This is a genomic window from Methylobacterium phyllosphaerae (assembly GCF_001936175.1).
Lineage (GTDB): Bacteria > Pseudomonadota > Alphaproteobacteria > Rhizobiales > Beijerinckiaceae > Methylobacterium > Methylobacterium fujisawaense.
This window is the reverse complement of the sequence record NZ_CP015367.1, coordinates 4634973-4655138: the sequence shown is the minus strand read 5'-3', so window position 1 is coordinate 4655138 and position 20166 is coordinate 4634973. Positions and strand designations below refer to the sequence as shown.

General features: G+C 71.4%; 21 protein-coding genes. 14 read left to right on the top strand and 7 right to left on the bottom strand.

From position 1 onward, the window contains the following. The first annotated feature begins 8 nt into the window (after window positions 1-8). From osmF to MCBMB27_RS21115, 7 genes are all read left to right on the top strand, one after another. Entirely contained in the window at window positions 9-902 is an 894-nt protein-coding gene (gene osmF / locus MCBMB27_RS21145) for a glycine betaine ABC transporter substrate-binding protein OsmF (protein ID WP_043389235.1), read from the top strand. A gap of 118 nt (window positions 903-1020) precedes the next feature. Continuing rightward, entirely contained in the window at window positions 1021-2211 is a 1191-nt protein-coding gene (locus MCBMB27_RS21140; protein WP_043389013.1) for an ABC transporter permease, read from the top strand. Continuing rightward, entirely contained in the window at window positions 2208-3140 is a 933-nt protein-coding gene (locus MCBMB27_RS21135) for an ABC transporter ATP-binding protein (RefSeq protein WP_043389016.1), read from the top strand. Before MCBMB27_RS21140 ends, MCBMB27_RS21135 begins: the two co-directional genes overlap by 4 nt. Then, a complete protein-coding gene (locus MCBMB27_RS21130) occupies window positions 3137-3880 on the top strand; it encodes an ABC transporter permease (protein WP_075381218.1) in 744 nt (247 codons plus the stop codon). The genes MCBMB27_RS21135 and MCBMB27_RS21130 overlap by 4 nt, the downstream gene beginning before the upstream one ends. A 257-nt stretch (window positions 3881-4137) precedes the next feature. Beyond that, entirely contained in the window at window positions 4138-4350 is a 213-nt protein-coding gene (locus MCBMB27_RS21125) for a hypothetical protein (protein WP_043389020.1), read from the top strand. A gap of 464 nt (window positions 4351-4814) precedes the next feature. Further along, window positions 4815-5180: a hypothetical protein gene (locus MCBMB27_RS21120; RefSeq protein WP_236952768.1), complete on the top strand. Its 366-nt coding sequence runs from the start codon at window positions 4815-4817 to the stop codon at window positions 5178-5180. A 52-nt stretch (window positions 5181-5232) separates the two neighbouring features. Continuing rightward, entirely contained in the window at window positions 5233-5685 is a 453-nt protein-coding gene (locus MCBMB27_RS21115; protein ID WP_043357521.1) for a hypothetical protein, read from the top strand. A gap of 27 nt (window positions 5686-5712) precedes the next feature. Here MCBMB27_RS21115 and MCBMB27_RS21110 read toward each other — a convergent pair whose 3' ends face one another. From MCBMB27_RS21110 to MCBMB27_RS21100, 3 genes are all read right to left on the bottom strand, one after another. Then, the gene (locus tag MCBMB27_RS21110; protein ID WP_043357523.1) at window positions 5713-6024 is read right to left on the bottom strand and encodes a hypothetical protein; all 312 of its coding nucleotides are present in this window, start codon (window positions 6022-6024) and stop codon (window positions 5713-5715) included. A gap of 86 nt (window positions 6025-6110) precedes the next feature. Then, window positions 6111-6518: a hypothetical protein gene (locus tag MCBMB27_RS21105; RefSeq protein WP_043760055.1), complete on the bottom strand. Its 408-nt coding sequence runs from the start codon at window positions 6516-6518 to the stop codon at window positions 6111-6113. Next, the gene (locus MCBMB27_RS21100) at window positions 6518-6778 is read right to left on the bottom strand and encodes a hypothetical protein (RefSeq protein WP_043357527.1); all 261 of its coding nucleotides are present in this window, start codon (window positions 6776-6778) and stop codon (window positions 6518-6520) included. Before MCBMB27_RS21100 ends, MCBMB27_RS21105 begins: the two co-directional genes overlap by 1 nt. Window positions 6779-7307: 529 nt before the next feature. Between MCBMB27_RS21100 and MCBMB27_RS21095 the strand changes: the two genes are divergently transcribed. From MCBMB27_RS21095 to MCBMB27_RS21080, 4 genes are all read left to right on the top strand, one after another. Beyond that, complete coding sequence (locus MCBMB27_RS21095; protein WP_043389239.1) at window positions 7308-7721, top strand: Ros/MucR family transcriptional regulator; 414 nt, start codon at window positions 7308-7310, stop codon at window positions 7719-7721. 233 nt (window positions 7722-7954) lie between these two features. Then, complete coding sequence (locus MCBMB27_RS21090; protein WP_075381217.1) at window positions 7955-8200, top strand: hypothetical protein; 246 nt, start codon at window positions 7955-7957, stop codon at window positions 8198-8200. 249 nt (window positions 8201-8449) lie between these two features. After that, window positions 8450-9859, top strand: a complete 1410-nt coding sequence (locus MCBMB27_RS21085) for an MFS transporter (RefSeq protein ID WP_236952767.1) — start codon at window positions 8450-8452, stop codon at window positions 9857-9859. A 124-nt stretch (window positions 9860-9983) separates the two neighbouring features. Beyond that, window positions 9984-10988 carry a helix-turn-helix domain-containing protein gene (locus MCBMB27_RS21080; protein ID WP_075381215.1) on the top strand — a complete coding sequence of 335 codons (1005 nt, stop codon included), beginning with the start codon at window positions 9984-9986 and terminating at the stop codon, window positions 10986-10988. Here MCBMB27_RS21080 and MCBMB27_RS21075 read toward each other — a convergent pair. Further along, entirely contained in the window at window positions 10954-13095 is a 2142-nt protein-coding gene (locus MCBMB27_RS21075; RefSeq protein ID WP_075381214.1) for a peptidase domain-containing ABC transporter, read from the bottom strand. The two genes, MCBMB27_RS21080 and MCBMB27_RS21075, sit on opposite strands and share 35 nt — an antisense overlap. Further along, window positions 13092-14408, bottom strand: a complete 1317-nt coding sequence (locus MCBMB27_RS21070; RefSeq protein ID WP_075381213.1) for an HlyD family secretion protein — start codon at window positions 14406-14408, stop codon at window positions 13092-13094. The genes MCBMB27_RS21075 and MCBMB27_RS21070 overlap by 4 nt, the downstream gene beginning before the upstream one ends. A 553-nt stretch (window positions 14409-14961) precedes the next feature. Between MCBMB27_RS21070 and MCBMB27_RS21065 the strand changes: the two genes are divergently transcribed. Both MCBMB27_RS21065 and MCBMB27_RS21060 read left to right on the top strand, forming a co-directional pair. Next, window positions 14962-15192, top strand: coding sequence for a hypothetical protein (locus MCBMB27_RS21065; protein ID WP_043357549.1), 231 nt, complete (start codon window positions 14962-14964; stop codon window positions 15190-15192). Window positions 15193-15273: 81 nt separating this feature from the next. After that, complete coding sequence (locus tag MCBMB27_RS21060) at window positions 15274-16164, top strand: AraC family transcriptional regulator (protein WP_075381212.1); 891 nt, start codon at window positions 15274-15276, stop codon at window positions 16162-16164. 4 nt (window positions 16165-16168) lie between these two features. Here MCBMB27_RS21060 and MCBMB27_RS21055 read toward each other — a convergent pair whose 3' ends face one another. Beyond that, window positions 16169-17530, bottom strand: coding sequence for an NAD(P)H-dependent oxidoreductase (locus MCBMB27_RS21055; protein ID WP_043357553.1), 1362 nt, complete (start codon window positions 17528-17530; stop codon window positions 16169-16171). Window positions 17531-17826: 296 nt separating this feature from the next. Further along, the gene (locus MCBMB27_RS21050; protein ID WP_053609665.1) at window positions 17827-18720 is read right to left on the bottom strand and encodes a LysR substrate-binding domain-containing protein; all 894 of its coding nucleotides are present in this window, start codon (window positions 18718-18720) and stop codon (window positions 17827-17829) included. Between the two features lie 131 nt (window positions 18721-18851). On the opposite strand from MCBMB27_RS21050, the gene MCBMB27_RS21045 reads away from it, so the two are divergent. After that, on the top strand, window positions 18852-20156 hold the full coding sequence (locus tag MCBMB27_RS21045; RefSeq protein WP_043389044.1) for an MFS transporter: 1305 nt from the start codon (window positions 18852-18854) through the stop codon (window positions 20154-20156). Window positions 20157-20166 lie beyond the last annotated feature (10 nt).

Genomic DNA, 20166 nt, shown 5'->3' with positions numbered 1-20166 from the left:
CACCGGCCCTGGCGCTGCTGGTCGCCCAATGTGGCCCGACGCCCGGCGCGCCGGCGGCCGGGATCGTCGTGGCCTCCAAGATCGACACGGAGGGCGGGGTGCTCGGCAACATCATCCTGCAGGCCCTGCAGGCCCGGGGCCTCCCGACGGTCGACAAGATCCAGCTCGGCGCCACCGCGATCGTGCGCCAGGCCCTGATCGAGGGTCAGATCGACATCTATCCGGAATACACCGGCAACGCGGCATTCTTCTTCGGGAAGGCGGATCTCCCGGTCTGGAAGGATCCCGAGGCGGCCTACCGGACGGCCCGGGACCTGGATCGCGCGGCCAACGACCTCGTCTGGCTGACACCCGCCTCGGCCAACAACACCTGGGCGATCGCGGTGCGCCAGGAGATCGCGCAGGCCGCGGGCCTGAAGACCCTGAGCGACTTCGGCCGCTACGTAGCGGGCGGCGGCGCGATCAAGCTCGCCGCCGCGTCGGAATTCGTGACCGCCCCGGGCGCCCTGCCGGCCTTCGGCAGGACCTACGGCTTCACCCTCAAGCCGGAGCAGCTCGTCATCCTGGCCGGCGGCGACACGGCCGCCACGATCGCCGCGGCGGCGCGGGGCACGTCCGGCACGAACGCCGCCATGGTGTTCGGCACCGATGGCGCCCTCGCGGTCGCGCGCCTCGTGACGATGGACGACGACAAGGGCGTCCAGCCAGTCTATCAGCCGGCGCCGGTGGTCCGCGGGGCGGTCCTCATGGCCCATCCCGAGATCGCCACGGTGCTGGATCCGATCTTCCGCAGGCTCGACCTGGCGACGCTCCGGGATCTCAACGGCCGCGTCCAGATCGGCGGCGAACCCGCCTCCGCGGTCGCGGCGGACTTCCTCCGGCAGAACGGATTCGTGCGCTGACACGCGTCGACAAGCCGAGACTCTGCCGGCATGGGTTCTCGGCGGGTCGCGGGGACTCGTCGCGAGGCCGGCCACTTTTGCGCGGGCCCGCGCGCGCCGGCGCCGTCGGAGCTTGAGGATGGGGGGACATTCCGCGACGGGGCTGCTCCGCCCGGGCGTCGATCCGCTGGGCTCGGCCTTCGCGGCCCTGCTGGGACTGAGCCTGCTCGCCCTGCCGCTGATGACGACCCGGCCGAACCGGATCGCGGCCGGCACCGGGCTGACGGCCTGGTCCGCCCTCCCGTCGGATGCGGTGCTCCTCCTCGGAGGCGTCGTCGCCCTCGGCCTGCCGCTGCTGGCGCTCCGCGCGGCGCCGCCCCTGCGCCTCGCCGCCGCCGCCGCGATCCTCCTGCTCCTCGGCCTGTCGGCCGGCTGGGCGGCCGATCACCTGACCCTGCCGGGCGACCGGTACGGCCGGGTCTCGCCGGATGCAGGCTGGTGGCTCGCCTTCGCGACGGCGGCCCTCGCCGTCGGCGACGGGCTGGCGCGGCTGCGGCCGGGACCGATCCTGCGGATCGCCCTGCTGGCCCTGCTGGTCGCCGCGACGGGACTCGCCCTGCGGACCGGGTTCTGGAACAACCTCTCGGTGCTGCGGGAATATGCCAGCCGCTCCGACACGTTCGGCCGGGAGTTGCGGACCCACGCCGCCCTCGCCCTCACCTCGGTGGCGGCCGCCGCCGCTCTGGGGATCCCGGCGGCCATCCTGGCGCGCCCGGTTCCTGCGCTGCGGACGGGCCTGCTCGCGACCCTCAACGTCGTGCAGACCATCCCGTCCATGGCGCTGTTCGGGATGCTGATCGCGCCCCTGGCCTGGATCGGCCGGGCGGTCCCGGGCGCGGCCGCCCTCGGCATTGCGGGAATCGGCGCCGCGCCGGCCTTCGTGGCGCTGTTCGCCTACGCGCTCCTGCCCGTGGCCGCCGCGACTGTCGCGGGCCTCGATGCCGTGCCCTGGCCGGTGCGCGACGCCGCCCGGGGCGTCGGCATGACCGCGCGGCAACGGCTGCTCCAGGTGGAGCTGCCCCTCGCCCTCCCGGCGATCCTGACCGGAATCCGGATCGTCCTCGTCCAGAACATCGGGCTTGCGGTGATCGCAGGGCTCGTGGGCGGCGGCGGCCTCGGCGTGTTCGTCTTCCAGGGCATCAGCCAGAATGCGGGCGACCTCGTCCTGCTCGGCGCGCTGCCGACCGTCGCCATGGCGACCGGCGCCGCGGTGCTGCTCGACGCGGTCGTCGATCTGAGCCGGGGCCGGGCGGCGGAGCGGGTTCCATGATCGACCTCGCCCAGGTGAGCCGCGTCTTCGAAGGACGCACGGTCGTGGCGGACGTGACCCTCCGGGTCGAGGCCGGGACGATCCTGACGGTGGTCGGCACCTCGGGATCGGGCAAGACCACCCTGCTGCGGATGATCAACCGCCTGATCGAGCCGAGCGCCGGCACGATCCGGATCGCAGGCCGCGACATCCGGGACGTGCCCCCGCATCTCCTGCGGCGCGGGATCGGCTACGCCATCCAGGGACACGGGCTGTTCCCCCACCGCACGGTCGCGGAGAACATCGCGGTGGTGCCGAAGCTGCTCGACTGGGACCGGAGGCGGATCGCCGCCCGGGTCGACGAACTCCTCAGCCTGTTCAACCTCGATCCGGCGGCCTACCGGGATCGCCTGCCGGCGGCGCTCTCCGGCGGCGAACAGCAGCGGATCGGCGTGGCCCGGGCGCTCGCCGCCGAGCCGCCGATCCTGCTCATGGACGAGCCCTTCGGCGCCCTCGATCCGATCATCCGCGGTCGGGCGCAGGAGGATCTGCGGACGATCCAGCAGCGCTACAACACCACGATCGTGCTGGTGACCCACGACATGGACGAGGCCCTGCACCTCGGCCACCGGATCGCCGTGATGGATGCCGGGCGCCTCGTGCAGGAGGCGCCGCCCGCAGACCTTCTCGGCGCACCCGCCACCGCCTTCGTCGGCACCCTCCTCGGCAGCGGCGACCGGGCCTTCCAGCTCATGGCCCTGCGCGTGGTGGACGATCTGGTGGAGCCCGGCCCGGCGCCGGGCCCGCCCATCCCGGCCGGGACCTCGGTGCGGGCCGCCCTCGCGGAGAGCCTGTGGTCCCGGCGCCCGGCCCTGCCGGTCAGCCGCGACGGCGTCATCCTGGGACGGGTGACGCGGGCGGCCCTCGAGGCGCAGGGCGGCCGGCCGTGAGCCGGGCCCCGCCTCTTGCCTGGGCCGCGCTCCTCGCCCTCCTCGGCGTGTTCCTGGTCGCTCCGGGCCGATTCGCGCCCCTGTTTCAGCCGTTCGCCCCCGGCGACACGCCGCCGATCTACGCGCAGACGCCGCTGCTGACCCTCGCCGTCAACCACCTCGTGCTGGTCGCCGCCGCGACCCTGACGGCCGCCGCGATCGCCCTCGGCCTCGCAGTCGCGGCCACGCGGCCGGCCGGGCGCGACGTGCTGCCGTTCGCCCGGTCGGTGGCCCGGATCGGGCAGACCTTTCCTCCGGTGGCGGTCCTGGCCCTGGCGGTGCCGATCTTCGGGTTCGGCGCCGTCCCGACCCTGATCGCCCTGGTGCTCTACGGGCTCCTGCCGATCTTCGAGACCGCGCTCACCGGGCTCGACGGGCTCGATCCCGCGCTGATGGAGGCCGCGCGCGGCATGGGCATGACCGACCGGCAGCGGCTCCTCCGCGTCGAACTGCCCCTGGCGCTGCCGATGATCCTGTCGGGGATCCGCCTCGCTGCCGTCATCGGCCTCGCGACGGCGACCATCGGCTCGACGGTGGCGGCCAGCACCCTCGGCGAAGTGATCATCTCCGGCCTCCTCACCGGCAACACCGCCTACGTGCTGCAGGGCGGCCTCGTGGTGTCGGCGCTGGCCCTCCTGATCGATGCCGGCTTCCGCCATGTCGAGCGCGGGGCGGCACGCCGGGCTGGATTTCGTTCCTAGACGCGACTAAAACGCCAGCGGGGCCGTACGCGCGGCCCTGGGGCGTGGAACCCCCTGTCTGATGGTTGGTGCCGACCAGAACGGCACCCGCATCCTTGGCCATACGGTCGGGGAGCCTGCGACGCATGTCCAGGCGTTCCGGCGCTAAAGGTCGTAGGGACCGTTCAGACACGGTTTTCCAACTCCCCGACTCGGGATGGTCGAAGGCTCGTTCGCGGGGGCGCACCGCGGATCAGAGCCCGCCGGGGGGATGGACCATGGGCTCCAGCGATCCCGAAACGCGCGGACGTCAGCTCGCCCGGCTGCGCGCGGCCTACGAGGGCCGTCCGGGGCGGCCGGACCGCGCCGGCAGTGGCGCGCGGCACTCGCGGGCGCTCTTGGGACGGATCCTCGTGGTGCTCGGCGGCCTGCCGGACGGGACCGGCTTGCCGGTGATCGGTCCGGGCGGGGACGGACGCGCCCGCTCGTAGCATCGGCCCGCCCACGCGCCGGAATCGCGCGGCATGACCGGCCCCAGACGCACGGCGGGCCAGGCGCATATGGACCGCCAGCCGGCCCGGCAGCGATGGCGACGCGCAGATCGAGCGACAAAAACTGTCAAACTCCAAACATATTGAATATTTAAACCCGCTATAACAATATTAACTCGACGCACACGATTCGTTCGGCCGTCGTCCAATTGCGCGATCGATGCCGACCGGTCTTGAAAGCGTCGGACTGGGAGGTCGCCATGACACGAAGGACCATCCACACAGCATTCGCCCCAGGACTCTCCGCTGTCGCGCTCGTCCTGATGCTGCCCGCTGCCATAACGGCCCGCGCCGAGGACATGCCGCGACAGGGCGATTTCAGAATCACTTACACATCGACAAATATCTCTGCGCCGAAACCTGTCGCCATCGGCGACAACCGAACGGCTTCGGCGACGATCAACATGATGACCGCCGTAAACGAATCGGGCGGGCGGCTCCTGCACAACATGGCCGGACGCTGCACCTCCGCCCCGCTGATCGACACCGCCGCCAAGACCCTCGAGAATCACGGCTATTGCGACTACGTCGACGCCGACGGCGACCACGTCTTCGAGAAGTGGGACTATCCGGTCCAGCCCCTGGGCGCGGTCAACGAGGGCACGGGCGAGTGGATCGGCGGAACCGGTAAGTACGCCGGCATCTCCGGGACCATGAAGATCCGCTCCCGACGGCTGAACTCCCTCACGGACGGCGCCATCCAGGTGGTCGGCGAGAAGCTCGGCAGCTACAGCTTCACCAACGCGGTGGCCAGCGCGAAGCGGGACTGACAGGTTCGGGGCGACGGGACAGGCGGGCCGACTTGGCGGTAAGACGCCGTTCATGACGCCCGCCGACCGAGACCGGTTCGAAAAATGCCTCGCCCTCGCCGCCCAGGGCGCCACGATGGGCGAGCGCGCGGCCGCCCGGGCCGCCGCCGAGCGCATCGCCCGGGGCGCGGGCCTCACCTTCGCCGAGGCGGCCGAAGGGCTCCGGCGGACGGGACAGGAATCCGCCCACCGGGCGACCCGTCCGCCACCGCCCCGGCGGTCCTATCCCTGGGCGCAACCCAAGGCGCCGGTGACGCCCATCACGGTCGAGGAACTGCTCCACCAGAAGGCCGAGACGGAGGCGTGGCAGAAGCGGTCGGCGGCCGCCGCCGACCGCCGCCGGAAGCGGGAGCGCGCCGACCAGGACGCCTACGTGGCGGAGCAGCGCGCCCGGCAGGCGGAGCGCGACCGGGACTGGGCCCGCACCCGCACGGATCCTCCGGCCGCGCCGGGGGACGAGGCCTGAGCGTCCCTCGGCCGGCGGAGAGCCGTCTCAGCGGCGGGGCTGCGGACGCGCGCTCCGGTGCGCCCGCACCCGGCGATGGCGCGGGGCGACCCGCGGCGTGGCCTGCGGCGCCGCTGCGGCGGCCGGGGGACCGGGCGCGACGCCGTCATGGGCCGCGACGATCCGGCGGGCCTCCTCGACGCTCATGTCGCAGGCGCTCGTCATGCCCTGCAGGGCGCCCAGGGCGCGGTTGTATTCGGGAAGGTTGGTGCATCCGGGAACGCCCCACGCCCAGGCGGGAGCCGGCACTATCCCCACCGCCGCCAGCACGAGGGCGACAAGACCGTTCCTGATCGACACGGATGCTCCTCCGCTCCCCGAGACCTGGATTCCGGCCCCCGGCGGGGAAACGCGGTCACACCGGTGGCGGGTTCACCGCCGCCGGGTCAGGCCCCGCCGCACATGTGCTGGGAGTCGGGCAGAGTCCAGGAATCCAGCGTGCGCAGGTTGGTCGTCGTATACATCTTGCCGCGATCGTCGCCCTTGGGGCAGCCGGTCGGCAGGGCGACGAGGCAGGTCATCACCCGATCGCCAACCCGCGACCGCGCGATCGCGTCGATATAGGCGTAGGAGACGCCGTAGACGCCGTTCTTGAGATCGACGCTCGTCCCCTCGTCGATCCCGTCGCCCTTCGGCTTCACGAGCTTGTCGCTGAACCGCGTCCCGATCCGCGAGATCGTGGTCGCCACGCAGGTGCCGACCCGTGTCGGCATCTGCGCCGCGGCGGTGCCGGGGGCGAGCCCGAGACCGACGACGAGCGCGCCCGCCAGAACCGCACCCGCCCGGCCCCCCATCAGGCGGCTTCGAGCAGGAAATTGGCCCGCCGGAACATCAGCTCGCGCCGGTAGAGGTAGACGCCGCCCCGCCGCATCGCCGCATGCGCCGCGTCCGCATCGAACCCGTACGGCTTGTCCCGCGCGGTATCGATGCAGCCCACATACATCCAGTGCACACCGTCGATGATCGCCGGGATCGGCTGGTCTTGTCGGACGGCGCAGAACTGCTCACCGTCCGTGGCCGCCACGAAAATGTAGAAGGTCTTCCGCGCGCACATCCGAACCTCCAGAGGTCTCGGGGGTGTAACCGCAAGGCAACGGTCAAGGGATAAACTGATTCCGCTACAATAGTCAAGCTTCTGCCACATTTTCGTCACGCCCGAGACAGAACCGGCGCAGCCTCACACCCACCACCCCTCGAAGATCGGCCGCGCCCGAGAGCCCGCCCCGTCCGGCGCGCCTCCCATCGCGAACGAGGCATGACCCGGCAAGGTCCGGCGCCGGCCTGGATCCATCGACGGCTCGGCCCCGTCGGACCGTCGCATCGGCCGCGCTCCTTCGCCCGGTTTCAGGCAGCCGCACATTCCCTGCGCCCGACGGTGGACCACGCCGGCGTGAAGGCCGGAAACCTCAGACAACAGCGCAGACCGATAAGCCTTCGGATCCGGGTCTCTAAGATCTCAATAAAATTTTGTATGCATAATAAGAGGGTTACCGGACATGCGAACAAGTATTGACAGGCCATAATGTACGAGTAGTCATAAGGACCGAGCGAGGTTGCCGGGACCAGAGATGCGATCGATCGCGTTGCCGAAAGACCAAGACCATCTCGAATCGACGATCAGCGAGGTCGCGGTGCGCGTCGTCACGGCCTACCTGTCGAACAACGCAATTCCTCACACCAGCCTGCCGCCGCTTCTGGCCACCGTGCACGGCGCCCTGTTCGCACTGACAGACCGGCCGAAGGCCGCCGAGATCCCCTACGAGCAGCCGACCCCCGCGCAGATCCATCGGTCGGTCCGCCCGGACGGCATCGTCAGCTTCATCGATGGCCGATCTTACAAGACCTTGAAGCGGCATCTCACGGCGCATGGGCTGACGCCGGCCTCGTATCGCGCACGCTACGGGCTGCCGGAGGACTACCCGATGACCGCGCCCGGCTATGCCGAGCGACGTTCGGAAATCGCCAAGGCGATCCGGCTCGGCCGCAACGCGGCCTGACCGGCGCGATCCCCGGCGCCGCTCCCGGCTGCCGCGCGGCACCCCGACCGCGCCCGCGCCACCATGGCCGGGCGGGCTCCCGCCGGGAGCCTCACCGGGCTCGGCGGACAGGCGCCGGGCTCGCCCGTGAACCGATCGTCCGCGTGGACGTAGATACCCCGGACCTATGACGCGCGCCGGCGATGCTGGAACCGTCCGCTGGGACGGCGCGATCAGGCGAGGGGAATACGGGCATGAAGGGTCTGTCGGGCTGCGTCGTCATCCTGTCCCTGCTCGGCGGGGGAGCGGCCTCCGCACAGACCGTCCTGGCGCCATCCGGCGACTCGGCCGTGACGCAGCCCGGTGGGACGGCCGGTCGCTCCGCACGACGCAACATCCGGGAGGCCTACCGCAACGGCGACGTGATCGGCCATCGGCCCGGCCCGGTCGCTCCCGTATCGCAGCGCGATCGATCTAAGCACACGCAACCGCGCTTCTAGCCGGCGGCCGCGGCCCCATCAGCGCGGCGCGCGCCCGGGCCGGCTTCGCTCCGTCGGCGGAACGAGCGGGAGGCAGGGCCGTCCGCGGCAGCCGGCCGGCCTGCGCGGCGCCGGATCTCGTGTGACCCGCGACAGCAGCGCATCGTGCGTTTGTGAGCGCCGCCACGTTTCCCGGTTCGAGGCGCGCAGCTATGGCGGTGCGGCACCGGTTGCGCCCACGCTCCGGTCGGGAGAGGACACACGCCCTTGATGGACGCCCGCCTGCAGGCCGCGACGCCCTCCGATAGCGCCGCGCCCGCGGCCGGATCGGTGGCGGTCGTCACGCGGCGGCTCGATTCCCTCCCGATCACGCGGCTCCACGTGGCGGCGCTCGCTGTCTGCACGCTGGGCCTGTTCACCGACATCGCCGAGGTCGCCTTGAGCAACGCCTTGGCGGCCATCTTCCTCGCACCGCCCCACAACATGCCACGGGGCAGCCTCTCGCTGCTCCTCGCCTCCGTCTTCGCCGGTGGGGCGGTGGGCGCCCCCTTCTTCGGGATCCTCGGTGATCGCTTCGGCCGCAGGCGCGCCCTTCAGGCCTCCCTGGCGCTGATGGCCGCCGGATCTCTGGCGGCCGCCGCGAGCCAGGGGCTCACGGCGCTGACGCTCGCCCGCACGGTCTCGGGTTTCGCGGTCGGCGGGTTTCCGCCCCTCGTCGCGACCTACCTCGCCGAGGTGACGCCGGCGCGCCACCGCGGCGCGACACTGATGGTCTGTGCCGGGATCGGGCTCCTCGGCGGCTTGGCCGTCCTCCTCCTGGTGCAGGCGCTCGCACCGGGGGCTCCCCTCGGCGTCGAACCGTGGCGCTGGGCCCTGATCCTCGGGGGCGCCCTGGCGGCCCTGGGCAGCATCCTGTTCGCGGGGCTGCCGGAATCGCCGCGATGGCTGGCCTCGGTCGGGCGACCCGTCGAGGCCGACGGGGCCTGCCGCCGGTTCGAGCGCGCGGCCGGCCGGGCGCCGGTCGTCGGAGCAGCCGACCTCGCCCCAGCGCCGGCGATACACGGGCCGGCGATACACGGGCCGGCGGGCTTTCGCGCCCTGTTCACCGGGACGCGCCAGACGCGCCAGACGGCCCTGTTCGTGGGCCTCTTCACGCTCGCCCCCCTGGCGACGATCGCCTTCCCGCTGCTCAGCGCCGTCGTGATGGTGGAGAAGGGCTTCCGGGTCGATCAATCCCTCGCCTTCGCCGCGCTGTCGATGCTCGGCCCGCCGCTGGGCACCCTCCTGACCGCGCTGGTGATCGACCGGCTCGAGCGGCGCGCCTGCCTGACGGCCCTGGCGGCCGCGATGGCGGCCCTGGGCACGGCCTTCGCGGCGAGCGGCACGTTCCTGACGCTGGTTCTCGTCGGCATCGCCTTCAACACCGCCGCGGCGACCTACGGCAGCGTCCTCGCCGTCTACGCCACGGAACTCCTCCCGACGCCGCTGCGGGCCTCGGCCATGACCTGCGCCTGGGCCGGCGGCCGGGTCGCCGCCGCCCTGGCGCCGCTCATCCTCCTGCCGGTCCTTTCGGCCTACGGACCGCACGCGATGTTCGCGGTGATCACGATCGTCCTCGGGGCCAGCGCCGCGCTGCTGCTTGCCGGACCGCGCGGCCTGTCCGGCCGGGCCGTTGCATAGGCCGCGCGGGGACGCCCCGCATCGTCAGGCCCGATCGGCGTCGGTTGCCAATCCGGCAAGATTCACACGATAGAGTTGCACAGGCGCTGGGACAGCGCCGCCGGGCCGGACGGGAGTGTCACACGTGTTGAGCCCGGTGCTCGTCCCAAGCCTCGTCGAGACGACCAATCACGTCGAGCCCAAGCAGGCCTTCGAATTCTGGCGCTGCACGGCCCTGGCCGCTTTCGGCGACATCGGCCGGCGGCATCCCCGGGAGCGCTTCGCGGCCAAACGCCTGACCGTAGCGTCGGCCGGCTGGTCGCTGACCCATACGGTCAGCAGCCCGGTGGAGTTGGAGTTCCGGTCCCGGCACGTCGACCGGAATGCCCGCGCGATGGTGGTGATCGGCCTCGGGCTCGACGGCGTCGGCTATCACGAGCAGCACGGCCGCGGCGCCCAACTGAACCCCGGTGATATCAGCTTCCTGTCGCGGAACCGGCCCTTCGTGGCCGGCACCCAGAGCGCCTACGGCGAGATCCGGCTCGCCGTGCCGCGCGAGGTCTTCGAAGCCTGGGTCGGCGATGCGGACGCCTTCGCGGGCCGCAGCCTCAACCCGCACCCGGCCGGGGTGGCGTTCCGGACGCGCCTGTGCACCGTGGCCGCCTCCATCGCCTGGATGTCCGAGGGCGAGGCACAGACCGCGATCGAGGGCGTGCTGCACCTTCTCGGCCACCTCGTCGACGGCACGGCCCGGCGCACGAAGCCCGCGGAGGTTTCGCAGGCGGCGGTGGTCTCGCTCGCCCGCGCCCATATCGCGCGCCGGATGCACGATCCCGACCTGACCCCGCAGGACATCCAGAGGGCGCTGGGCCTGTCCCGGACGAGCCTGTACCGCGCCTTCGCGGAGACCGGCGGCATCGCGACGGCGATCCGCGACGCGCGCCTCGACCTCGCGCGCCGACGGTTGGAAGCTGCCCGCGACGGCAAGGTGCGGATCGCCTCGATCGCCTATGCGTGCGGGTTCACCGACGTGCCGACCTTCAACCGCGGGTTCCGCAAGCGCTTCGGCCTGGCACCGGGCGACCTCCGGCCCGCGCGGCCTCAGGCGGACCGCATCAGCCCGCGGCAGCCAGATCCGCCGCGCCCCTGACCTGGGCGGGGAAATCGAACACCGCGTCCGCATGGGCGATCGTCGCCGGGCGATGGGCTACGATGACCCGCGTCATGCGCAGGTCCCGCAGAGCCTCGGCGATCACCGCCTCGGTGGCCTCGTCGAGATGGCTCGTAGCCTCGTCGAGGAACAGGATCTCGGGCCGCCGGTAGAGGGCGCGCGCCAGCACGATGCGCTGCTTCTGGCCCCCCGACAGGGTCGAGCCCATGTCGCCGACGAGGCTCTCGAAGCCCATCGGCATGCGGCGGATATCGTCCAGGATCGCGGCCCGGGCCGCACATTCGGCGATCCAGCCGGCATCCGGATGCTCGTCGAAGGCAGCGATGTTCTCGGCGATGGAGCCCGCAAACAGGCCGTCGTTCTGCATCACGCCGGCGATCCGGCGGCGGTAGGATCCGGCGGCGGTGCGGATGTCCTGGCCGTCGGCGGCGACGATCCCCTCGGTCGGGGGCGTCAGCCCCATCATCACCTTCATGAGCGAGGTCTTGCCGCATCCCGAGGGACCGGTGATCGCGAAGCAGGCGCCGGCCCGGACCGACAGCGAGACCCCGCGGAAGATCCAGGGCTCGTCCGCGCCGTAGCGCAGCGCCAGGCTTACGCCGGCGAGCGCCCCGGCCTTCAGGGCGACGACCGGCGCCGCGGGCGGCGCGGCGGCAGCGAGATCCTGCTCCTCGGGCTCGCACAGCACGATGTCGGCGAGCCGGTCGGTCTGCACGTCGAGCATGCGCAGCTTGAACCACGCGTCGATCAGGCTGCCGATCCGCGTGGCGAACTGGTCGCGATAGGCCAGGAACGCCACCAGCATGCCGAGCGACAGCGACCCGCCGATCACGGCGCGGGCGCCCAGCACCAGCAGGATCAGGCGGTCGAGGCCGAACAGGAACTCGTTCGCGCGGCCGAACACGAGGTCGAGGCGCTGCAGCCGCAGCCGGGCGTTCAAGGCCGTGACGAAGTGGTTCATCCAGGCGCCGCCGCGCCGCTCGCGCAGGTCGAGAAGCTTGACGCTCGCCATGCCGCGGACCGTCTCGATGAAGTGCGTCTGCTGGCGGGCCTCGGCCACGAGGGCCTCCTCGCTGCCCTCGCGATAGGCGCCGTAGGCGAAGACCCGGAGGATCGCGTTGAGCGCCGTCGAGGCCAGAACCACCGCGACCAGCCAGCCGCCATAGACCATCAGCATGGCCAGCATCCCGACCGCCATGAGGCCGTCGAGGACGGCCTGGACGAGGTCGGTCGTCAGGCCCTTCTGGATGGTGGCCAGGGAGCCGAACCGGGAGATCACGTCGCCGACATGGCGCTTCTCGAAATAGTCGAGGGGCAGCCGCGACAGGTGGTCGAACAGGCCGGCCGACCATTGGTAGTTCAGCCGGGTCCCGGCCAGCATGATCGCCCAGGTCCGGGCGATGCTGAGGCCGAGCTGGAGCAGCAGCAGCAATCCGAGGCCGATCGCCACCACGAGGAGCAGGTCGTGGTCGGCATTCACGATCACCTCGTCGATCACGACCTGCGAGGCGATGGGCATCAGCAGGGCGACGAGTTCGATCCCCAGGGAGAGGGCCAGCACCTGGGCCAGGGCGGCGCGGATGCCGGCCATGTTGCGGAACAGGTCGCGCAGCCGCAGGCCCGGGTTGGCCCGCTCGCGCTTGAAGCCCGGGTTCGGCACCGCCTCCAGGGCGACACCGGTGAATTCCCGCGAGGCCTCCGCGAGGCTGATCCGGCGCCGGCCGCGGCCCGGATCGTTGATGACGAGGCCGCCGCGCTCGACACGGGTCAGCACCACGAAGTGGTTGAGGCCCCAGTGCAGGATGCAGGGGAGCCGGAGCCGGGGCAGATCCGTGAGTTCGACCCGCAGGGCGCGGGCGGTCAGGCCCTGGGCGCCGCAGAGGTCGATCAGGTTGCGCAGGGTCATGCCCTTGAGCGACAGGGGATGGCGCCGCCGCAGCGTGGCGAGGTCAAGCTGGCGGCCGTGATAGGCCAGGACCATGGCGAGGCAGGCCATGCCGCATTCGGCAGCCTCGGCCTGGAGGACGACCGGCACCCGGCGGCGAAGCCCGAAGTCCAGCCGGGCGGCACGGGATGGCGCCGTCACGGGGCCGCCTTCCGGACCGGCAGGGCGTCGAGGCCGCCGCGCGTGACGAGGGCGAGGCTTTCCCGAACATGCGCGACGGGATCGAGCAGCCAGCGGTAGAGCGACCGCTTCTCCAGGGCGATATCGGCCTCGACCCGCATGCCCGCCTCGAGGCTGCGCCGCTCGCCATAGGCCAGCACGGTGTCGGAATCGGGCCGGACGACGATGCGGTACAGGTCGGTCCCCTCCCCCCGGGCGGAGGCGCGGCGCGCGAAATCCGGGGCGTCGTCGCTGCCCAGCGGCGCCCGCGTGACCTCGGTGACGACGCCGCGATGCAAGCCGAAGCGCTGGAACGGGAAGGCGGCGTAGCGCAGCATCACCGGCGCGCCGGCCTCGGCGAAGCCGATGGCCGACGAATCGACGAACAGGTTGGCCTGGAGGCGCCCCGCGCTCGGCAGCAGGGTCAGGAGCGTCGCCCCGGCCGCCACGGTCTGGCCGACCTGCGCGCGGATCGACGTCAGGGTCCCGGCCTCCGGTGCCCGGACCTCGATGGCGCGGCGCGCCTCGCTCTCGGCCTTCTGCTGCGCCAGCTGGGCGGCGGTCCGGTCGAGGTCGGCGAGGTCGCGGGCCAGCCGGTCGTCGTAGGCGGCGAGCTGGGATTTCGTGTCGGCGAGCTTGCCGTCGACCTGGAGGCGGCTCTGCTGGAACTGCGCGAGCTGCGCGCTCGCCTGCATGTAGAGGTAGTTCTGGCTCTGGAGATCGGCGGCGCGGGCGAAGCCGCGCGCCACGGCGTCGGCGAGTTCCTCGACCCGCGACCGGAGCGGCGGCACCAGCTTCTCCTGCAGGTCGATCTGCTTGGCGAGCTGGGCGGATTGCTCGCTCAGATTCGCCACCTGCTCCCGGAGGGCCTGGCGCTCCGTCCCGGCCAGATCGGCCCGGGCGGCCCGCTGCCGCTCCACGCTATGCCGCTGGCGCTCCAGCTCGGCGATCACCCGTTCCTGCGTAGGCCCGCTCGCCGACACGGCGTCGAGGTCGATCGTGTACAGGAGCTGCCCGCGGGCGACCTTGTCGCCCTCCCGCACCCCCGTCGAGCCGACGCGGCCGGCGACCGGGCTGGCGAGACTGATCAGACCGATATCGGGCGCGAGCAGGCCGACGGCGTGGATGCGGCGGGTATAGGTGCCCTGCCAGGCATAGAGGCCGACGGCCGCCACCATGGCCACGCAGGACAGGGCCACGATGCGGATCGGCAAGGGCTGGATGATCTGCGCCTCGCCCAGCCACGCATTGCGTCGTGCCTCTATAACTTCCAGTCGAAAGAGCGGACTTGGCACCCGGCTAAAGCAACCTTCCCAGAACGAGACCACATCTTCGAGGATAGCGCGCCTCGACGTCATCCGGCTTGTTCGGTCGCATCGTACGAGTGCTGTGTCAACACTGCACGGGAATGCGAATTTTGTATTCCCGATGCCGCGTCAGATCGTCGCAGTTTTCTGTAAAACTTCAACGATATCAACTGCTTGAATGGAATGAGGGTCCGGTTTGTTTTGCGCCGCAAAACAAGGTCAATTTTTGCGCGCTCTCGTGCTGCAGCGCAAAGATCGCGTCTTCGCGATGCTGTCGAGAGGCACGGGGCCCCAGCGAAGACGGCGCTCGATGCGAAAGCGCCTGGAGCGCGCCCTGGGAAAGGCAAGCCCGGTCAGTTTTTGCGCATTCGCCGAATTCGAGAGAACTCGATACGTATCGGGAACCAGATACCGATTGACACGAAGCACATCTCTGTAATCCTAAAGGCAGGCGCCGACGTCCAAGGCGCCTCGACGCTGCGATCAGACAATAGATCGAGCAGAATAAACTTCTTCTTGAATCTCAATCAGGAGAACGATCATGCAGGACAGCATCGATACCGTCCGCGAGCTGAGCGCCACCGAGCTTGACCAGGTGGGCGGCGGCCTCGGGGTCGGCCTCACCGTCGGCCTGGGGGTCGACGCAAGCCAGGAACTCGGTGCGGTCTCGGGGGTCGTCGGCCAAGCGGGCAGCCTCGTGAGCGGCTTGGTGGGCAGCGTGCTCGGCGCGGTTGGCGGCCTCGTAGGCGGCGTGACCGGCGCCCTTCGCTGACGGAGGAGAATCGGGAGGGCGGCCGCGAGGCCGCCCTCCTCAGGCGCCCGAGGGCGACGAAGCCGGAACCGACTGGCCCGCATGGACAGCACGCCCGAGACCATCACGTACGCCACCAGCGGCAGTTCCGGACATCTCTCCGGCCGTCCCGAACTGACCTGCTGCGCGCCGGGCGACCGCGGTCTCCCGGAGATCACCTTCATCGATTTCCGCTTCGCCACCGGGGGCTGGAGCACGCATGCGGTCTCCGGTCTCGAAGTCGCGGCCAGCACGCAGCCCGCGGGGGCGCATCACGAGGTCGATTACGAGATCGCGGCGCGGTTGAGCGACCGCGAGGGCCTGCTGGTCCGGCGCCCCGGTCTGCACGGCACGACCCGGTGGGTCGGCCCGTATACCGGCCGGGTCCTGTCCTTCTCGGCGGCGGCCGTCGAGCGCCTCGCGGAAGCGCCCATCGGAAAGATCGCGTTTGCGACCGACGGGCGCGACCTCCGCGCCTGCCGGAGCACCTGTCACATCCTCAGCGCGCTGAGCTGCGCGCATCGGGACGATCCTTCGCCAGACCCGCTTTTGATCGAGAGCCTCCATCTGGCGGTCCTGCGCTCGGTCATCGCGGTCCGCACGGAGGGCCGGTCGGCCGGACCCGATCTGTCGGCATCGCAGGCCGGGCGCGCCTGCGCGTATATCCGGGAGCACCTGGACCGAGAGATCACCGTGTCGGCCCTGGCCGGTATCGTCGGGCTCAGCGAGGGCTACTTCATCCGGGCCTTCCGCCAGAGCACCGGGGTGACGCCGTACCAGTACATCATGCGCGAGCGCGTCGGCCGGGCCGAGGCCCTGATCCGCTCCGGCGCGGGGTCCATGGCGGAGGTCGCCGCGCGGTCGGGCTTCACGAGCGCCGGCGCCATGAGCCGGACGTTCCGGAAGCTGGTCGGGCGCTCGCCGACCGGGCGCACGGCCGGCCGGCGCGCCTGAGCGCCTAGCCGGCGGCCCGCCCCGTCGCCCCGCGAAACAGGTCCTCCATCTCGCGCCGGACGCGGATCGCCTCCTGGTCGGCCTCGTACGCGACGTCGCTCCAGCGCACGGCCCGGCCGGCGGGCACGTCGGTCTTGAGGACCATGTTGTGGGCGAGCCCGATCGGCAGGGCGTCCTGCGCCAGGGACTCCGCCGCCGGCATCAGCTTGCCGTAGACGGTGAACCCGCCCTCGCCGTCGAGCCGCTCGCCCGCCCGCAGGGCGCGCTTGGCGGTGGCGGCGACGTCGCCGCGCCAGTCGCCGGTGGCACCCGTGGCCTCGCCGCGGACCGCGATGGAGGCCACCGAGATCCCGAGCTCCAGCCCGATCAGGTGATAGGGCTTGTAGGTGGCGGCGAACCGGCCGCTGGCGTCGGTCTTGAGGCCATACTGGGCGAAGCAGTCGCGCACGTAGGGGCTCGGCGCCTCGAACACCGCGTAGACGCCCCAGCGCAGGTCCCGGAACACCGGCCGCCCGTCCCGCTCGACGGACGAGACCACCTCGACGGTGCCGCGCTCGGTGAGGAGGCCGCCATCCGCCACGGGCTTCAGGATGCTCGGCAGGTCGTCGACGCCGCAGGGCGGGAAGGCGAGGCCGTCGCGCGGGGGGGTGAGCCCGCAGGCATTGGCCACCGCGGCCATCTCCAGGGCCGACTTGGTGCCGTCGAGGAAGGAGTTGAACATCTGCGGGTTGAAGTCGCCGCCCGCGACCTGGCTCTCGCTGAAGCCGTAATGGCCCCAGACCGTGTCGGGCGTGGAGGCGTGGTAGGCCGGCAGGTACTTGGTGCCCTTGCCGGCGCAGATCACCTCCAGCCCGATCGTGCGCGCCCAGTCGACCAGCTCGGCGATGAGCGCCGGCTGGTCGCCCGAGGCCATGGAGTAGATCACCCCGGCCTCGGCCGCCTTGCGCGCCAGCAGCGGCCCGGCCAGCACGTCGGCCTCGACGTTGACCATCACGATGTGCTTGGCCGCCGCGAAGGCCCGCAGCGCGTGGCGGATTCCGGCGGCCGGGCTGCCGGTGGCGTCGATGACGATGTCCACGAACGGGCTCGCGATCATCGCGTCGGCATCCTCGGTGACGAGGGTCGTGCCGGCCCGGGCGGCCTCCTCCAGCCCGCGCGCCGCGAACCGGGCCTCCTCCCAGCCGACCCGCCGCAGCGACGCGCGCGCCCGGTCGGGCGACAGATCGGCCACGGCGATCAGGTGGATCCCGGGCGTGCGTGGCGCCTGCGAGAGGTACATCGCGCCGAACTTGCCGGCCCCGATCAGGCCGACCCGGACGGGCCGGCCCTCGTCGGCGCGCCGCTGCAGCTTGGCGAAGAGGGACATGGGGCGTTCTCCCTGGGGGCGCACGGTCGGGCTCGGGTCCCGCCGCGTTTGCCGCGTTGTTTGGACCCGCACCTAGCGCGGCTCGCGATCCCGTTGAGACCCGCCGCATGACAAGACTGACATAACCGTTGCGACCGAGGGGACGCGCGCCGGACCCTGCGCCGCCCGTGTCTCCGGGTTCCGGGCTCGCCTCCGGCGCCCCGGACCGACGGCGTGAGGCGCCCGCCTGTCGCCGAAGCGATCCGGCCGACGACGATCACCGCGCCCATGTCTTTCCGCGCCAACATCTTTCCGCGTCAGGCCGGAACCGCCCGGCTCTCCACCTCCACGTCGAGCAGCCAGCGGCGGAAAGCCCGGATCTTCTCCAAGGCCCCGTCGCGCTCGCGGTAGCAGATGAAGTGCAGGTCCCGGGACAGGCTCTCGAACCGCCCGGCGCCGAGGCGCACCAACTGCCCGGCGGTGAGTTCGTCCCGGGCGAACCGCAGGGTCTCCAGCGCCACGCCGAGCCCCTGGACGGCCGCCGAGATCACCAGCGAACCCCGGTCGAAGGCCGCGCCCGACGCGCCGGTCGGGACGGGCAGGCCGTTATGGGCGAACCAGTCCGGCCAGCGGATGGGGCTGAAGGACGAGTCCAGCCGGGTGAAGGCCCCGGCCGACCCCGCGGCCCGGGCAACCTCCGGCGTGCACAGGGCGGCGATCTCCTCCGGCCCCAGGGACTCGACGGTCAGGCCGGGCCCGCGCGGCGGCCGGCCGTAGGCGATCAGGATGTCGATCTCCTCGTGCCGGGCGAGATCCAACGGGTCGGCGCTGGTGGAAAGGCGGATGGCGATGCCGGGATGCGTCTCCACGAAGGCGGGGAGCCGGGGCCCCAGCCACTTCGCCGCGAAGCTCGGCGTGCAGTGGACGGCCAGCGACGAGGGGGGCGGCGGGCTCAGCTCGGCACAGACCGCCTCGATGGCGTCGAAGGCGCTGGAGAGCCCCGCGAGCAGGCGCTGGCCGTCGGCGGTGAGCGTCGCCTGACGATTCGCCCGCCGGAACAGGGCCCGTCCGAACCAGCGCTCCAGGGCGCGGATCTGGTGACTCACCGCCGAGGGCGTGAGGTGCAGCTCCTCGCTCGCCCGCGCGAAGCTGCCGAGGCGCGCGGCCGCCTCGAAGGCCCGCAGGGCGGGGAAGCTCGGGATCCGGCGCATGGGACAATCCGTGAATTGAATTCACGAAAAGCGTGAAAAATCGTCGTTTGTCAACGATTGGACGCAGCACGATAGTGCCGGCCGCGCCGCGCAGACGGTGGCGAAACGATAAAGTCTAGGGAGACATCGGAATGGCACAGGGGGTCATGACCCTCGTCGAGCCCAGTATCGACGAGACGACGCGGGTCTACCGCAAGGTTACGTGGCGCCTCGTGCCGTTCCTGTTCGCCTGCTACGTCGCGGCCTATCTCGACCGCGTCAATGTCGGTTTCGCCAAGCTGCAGATGCTGAGCGACCTGCAGTTCAGCGAGACCGTCTACGGCCTCGGCGCCGGGATCTTCTTTCTCGGCTACTTCCTGTTCGAGGTGCCGAGCAACATGATCCTCCACAAGGTCGGCGCCCGGATCTGGATCGCCCGGGTCATGCTGAGCTGGGCCGTCATCTCGGCGGCCATGATGTTCGTGACCTCGCCGACCTGGTTCTACGTCCTGCGCTTCCTGCTGGGCCTCGCCGAGGCGGGCCTGTTCCCGGGCGTGATCCTCTACCTGACCTACTGGTACCCGTCCGAGCGCCGCGGCGGCATCATCGCCCTGTTCATGACCGGCATCCCGATCGCCGGCCTGATCGGCGGACCGGTCTCCGGCTGGATCATGAACGCGTTTGCCGGCACGGGTGGCCTCGCGGGCTGGCAGTGGCTGTTCCTGATCGAGGCGCTTCCGTCCGTCGTGCTGGGCTTCTGCGTCCTCGCCTATCTCGACGACGGCATCCAGAAGGCCAAGTGGCTGAGCGCCGACGAGAAGGCGCTGCTCGCCCACAACGTCGCCGCCGACGGCGCCTCCGTGACCGCGCACCGGTTCCGGGACGGCTTCACCAGCGGCTGGGTCTGGCTGCTCTGCGGGATCTACTTCTTCTTCATCATGGGCCTCTACGGCGTCGGCTTCTGGCTGCCGACCCTGATCAAGGGCGCGGGCGTCTCCGACCCGCTGCAGATCGGCCTCCTGACCATGCTGCCCTACGGCGCCGCCGCCGTGGCGATGATTACGGTCGGGCGCCTGTCCGACGCGGCCCGGGAGCGGCGCTGGCACATCACGGTGCCGGGCCTCGTCGGGGTGGCGGGCTGGCTGGTCAGCATCCGGTTCAGCACGGACCTCGTGATCGCCGAGGCGGCGCTCACCGTGGCGACGATCGGCGTGCTGGTGACGCTCGCCCAGTTCTGGTGCCTGCCGACCGCCATCCTGGCGGGGGCGGCCGCCGCCACCGGCATCGCGGTGATCAACTCGGTCGGCAACCTCGCGGGTTTCGTGAGCCCCTACCTGATCGGCTGGATCATCGACACCACCAAGTCCACGAGCCTCGGCGTCTACACCCTCGCCGCGTGCCTCGCCCTGGGCAGCCTCCTGGCGCTGACGGTGCCCAAGCGCCTCGTCAACCGCTGACGCCCTCCCC

What these genes read in the sequence shown, in the direction of transcription:
- MCBMB27_RS21105 (WP_043760055.1), bottom strand. Translation starts at nt 6,518, where the DNA reads ATGGGGGGCCGGGCGGGTGCGGTTCTGGCGGGCGCGCTCGTCGTCGGT.
- MCBMB27_RS21085 (WP_236952767.1), top strand. Translation starts at nt 8,450, where the DNA reads ATGGACGCCCGCCTGCAGGCCGCGACGCCCTCCGATAGCGCCGCGCCC.
- MCBMB27_RS21120 (WP_236952768.1), top strand. Translation starts at nt 4,815, where the DNA reads ATGATGACCGCCGTAAACGAATCGGGCGGGCGGCTCCTGCACAACATG.
- MCBMB27_RS21045 (WP_043389044.1), top strand. Translation starts at nt 18,852, where the DNA reads ATGGCACAGGGGGTCATGACCCTCGTCGAGCCCAGTATCGACGAGACG.
- MCBMB27_RS21135 (WP_043389016.1), top strand. Translation starts at nt 2,208, where the DNA reads ATGATCGACCTCGCCCAGGTGAGCCGCGTCTTCGAAGGACGCACGGTC.
- MCBMB27_RS21050 (WP_053609665.1), bottom strand. Translation starts at nt 18,720, where the DNA reads ATGCGCCGGATCCCGAGCTTCCCCGCCCTGCGGGCCTTCGAGGCGGCC.
- MCBMB27_RS21115 (WP_043357521.1), top strand. Translation starts at nt 5,233, where the DNA reads ATGACGCCCGCCGACCGAGACCGGTTCGAAAAATGCCTCGCCCTCGCC.
- MCBMB27_RS21055 (WP_043357553.1), bottom strand. Translation starts at nt 17,530, where the DNA reads ATGTCCCTCTTCGCCAAGCTGCAGCGGCGCGCCGACGAGGGCCGGCCC.
- MCBMB27_RS21100 (WP_043357527.1), bottom strand. Translation starts at nt 6,778, where the DNA reads ATGTGCGCGCGGAAGACCTTCTACATTTTCGTGGCGGCCACGGACGGT.
- MCBMB27_RS21125 (WP_043389020.1), top strand. Translation starts at nt 4,138, where the DNA reads ATGGGCTCCAGCGATCCCGAAACGCGCGGACGTCAGCTCGCCCGGCTG.
- MCBMB27_RS21065 (WP_043357549.1), top strand. Translation starts at nt 14,962, where the DNA reads ATGCAGGACAGCATCGATACCGTCCGCGAGCTGAGCGCCACCGAGCTT.
- MCBMB27_RS21090 (WP_075381217.1), top strand. Translation starts at nt 7,955, where the DNA reads ATGAAGGGTCTGTCGGGCTGCGTCGTCATCCTGTCCCTGCTCGGCGGG.
- MCBMB27_RS21060 (WP_075381212.1), top strand. Translation starts at nt 15,274, where the DNA reads ATGGACAGCACGCCCGAGACCATCACGTACGCCACCAGCGGCAGTTCC.
- MCBMB27_RS21140 (WP_043389013.1), top strand. Translation starts at nt 1,021, where the DNA reads ATGGGGGGACATTCCGCGACGGGGCTGCTCCGCCCGGGCGTCGATCCG.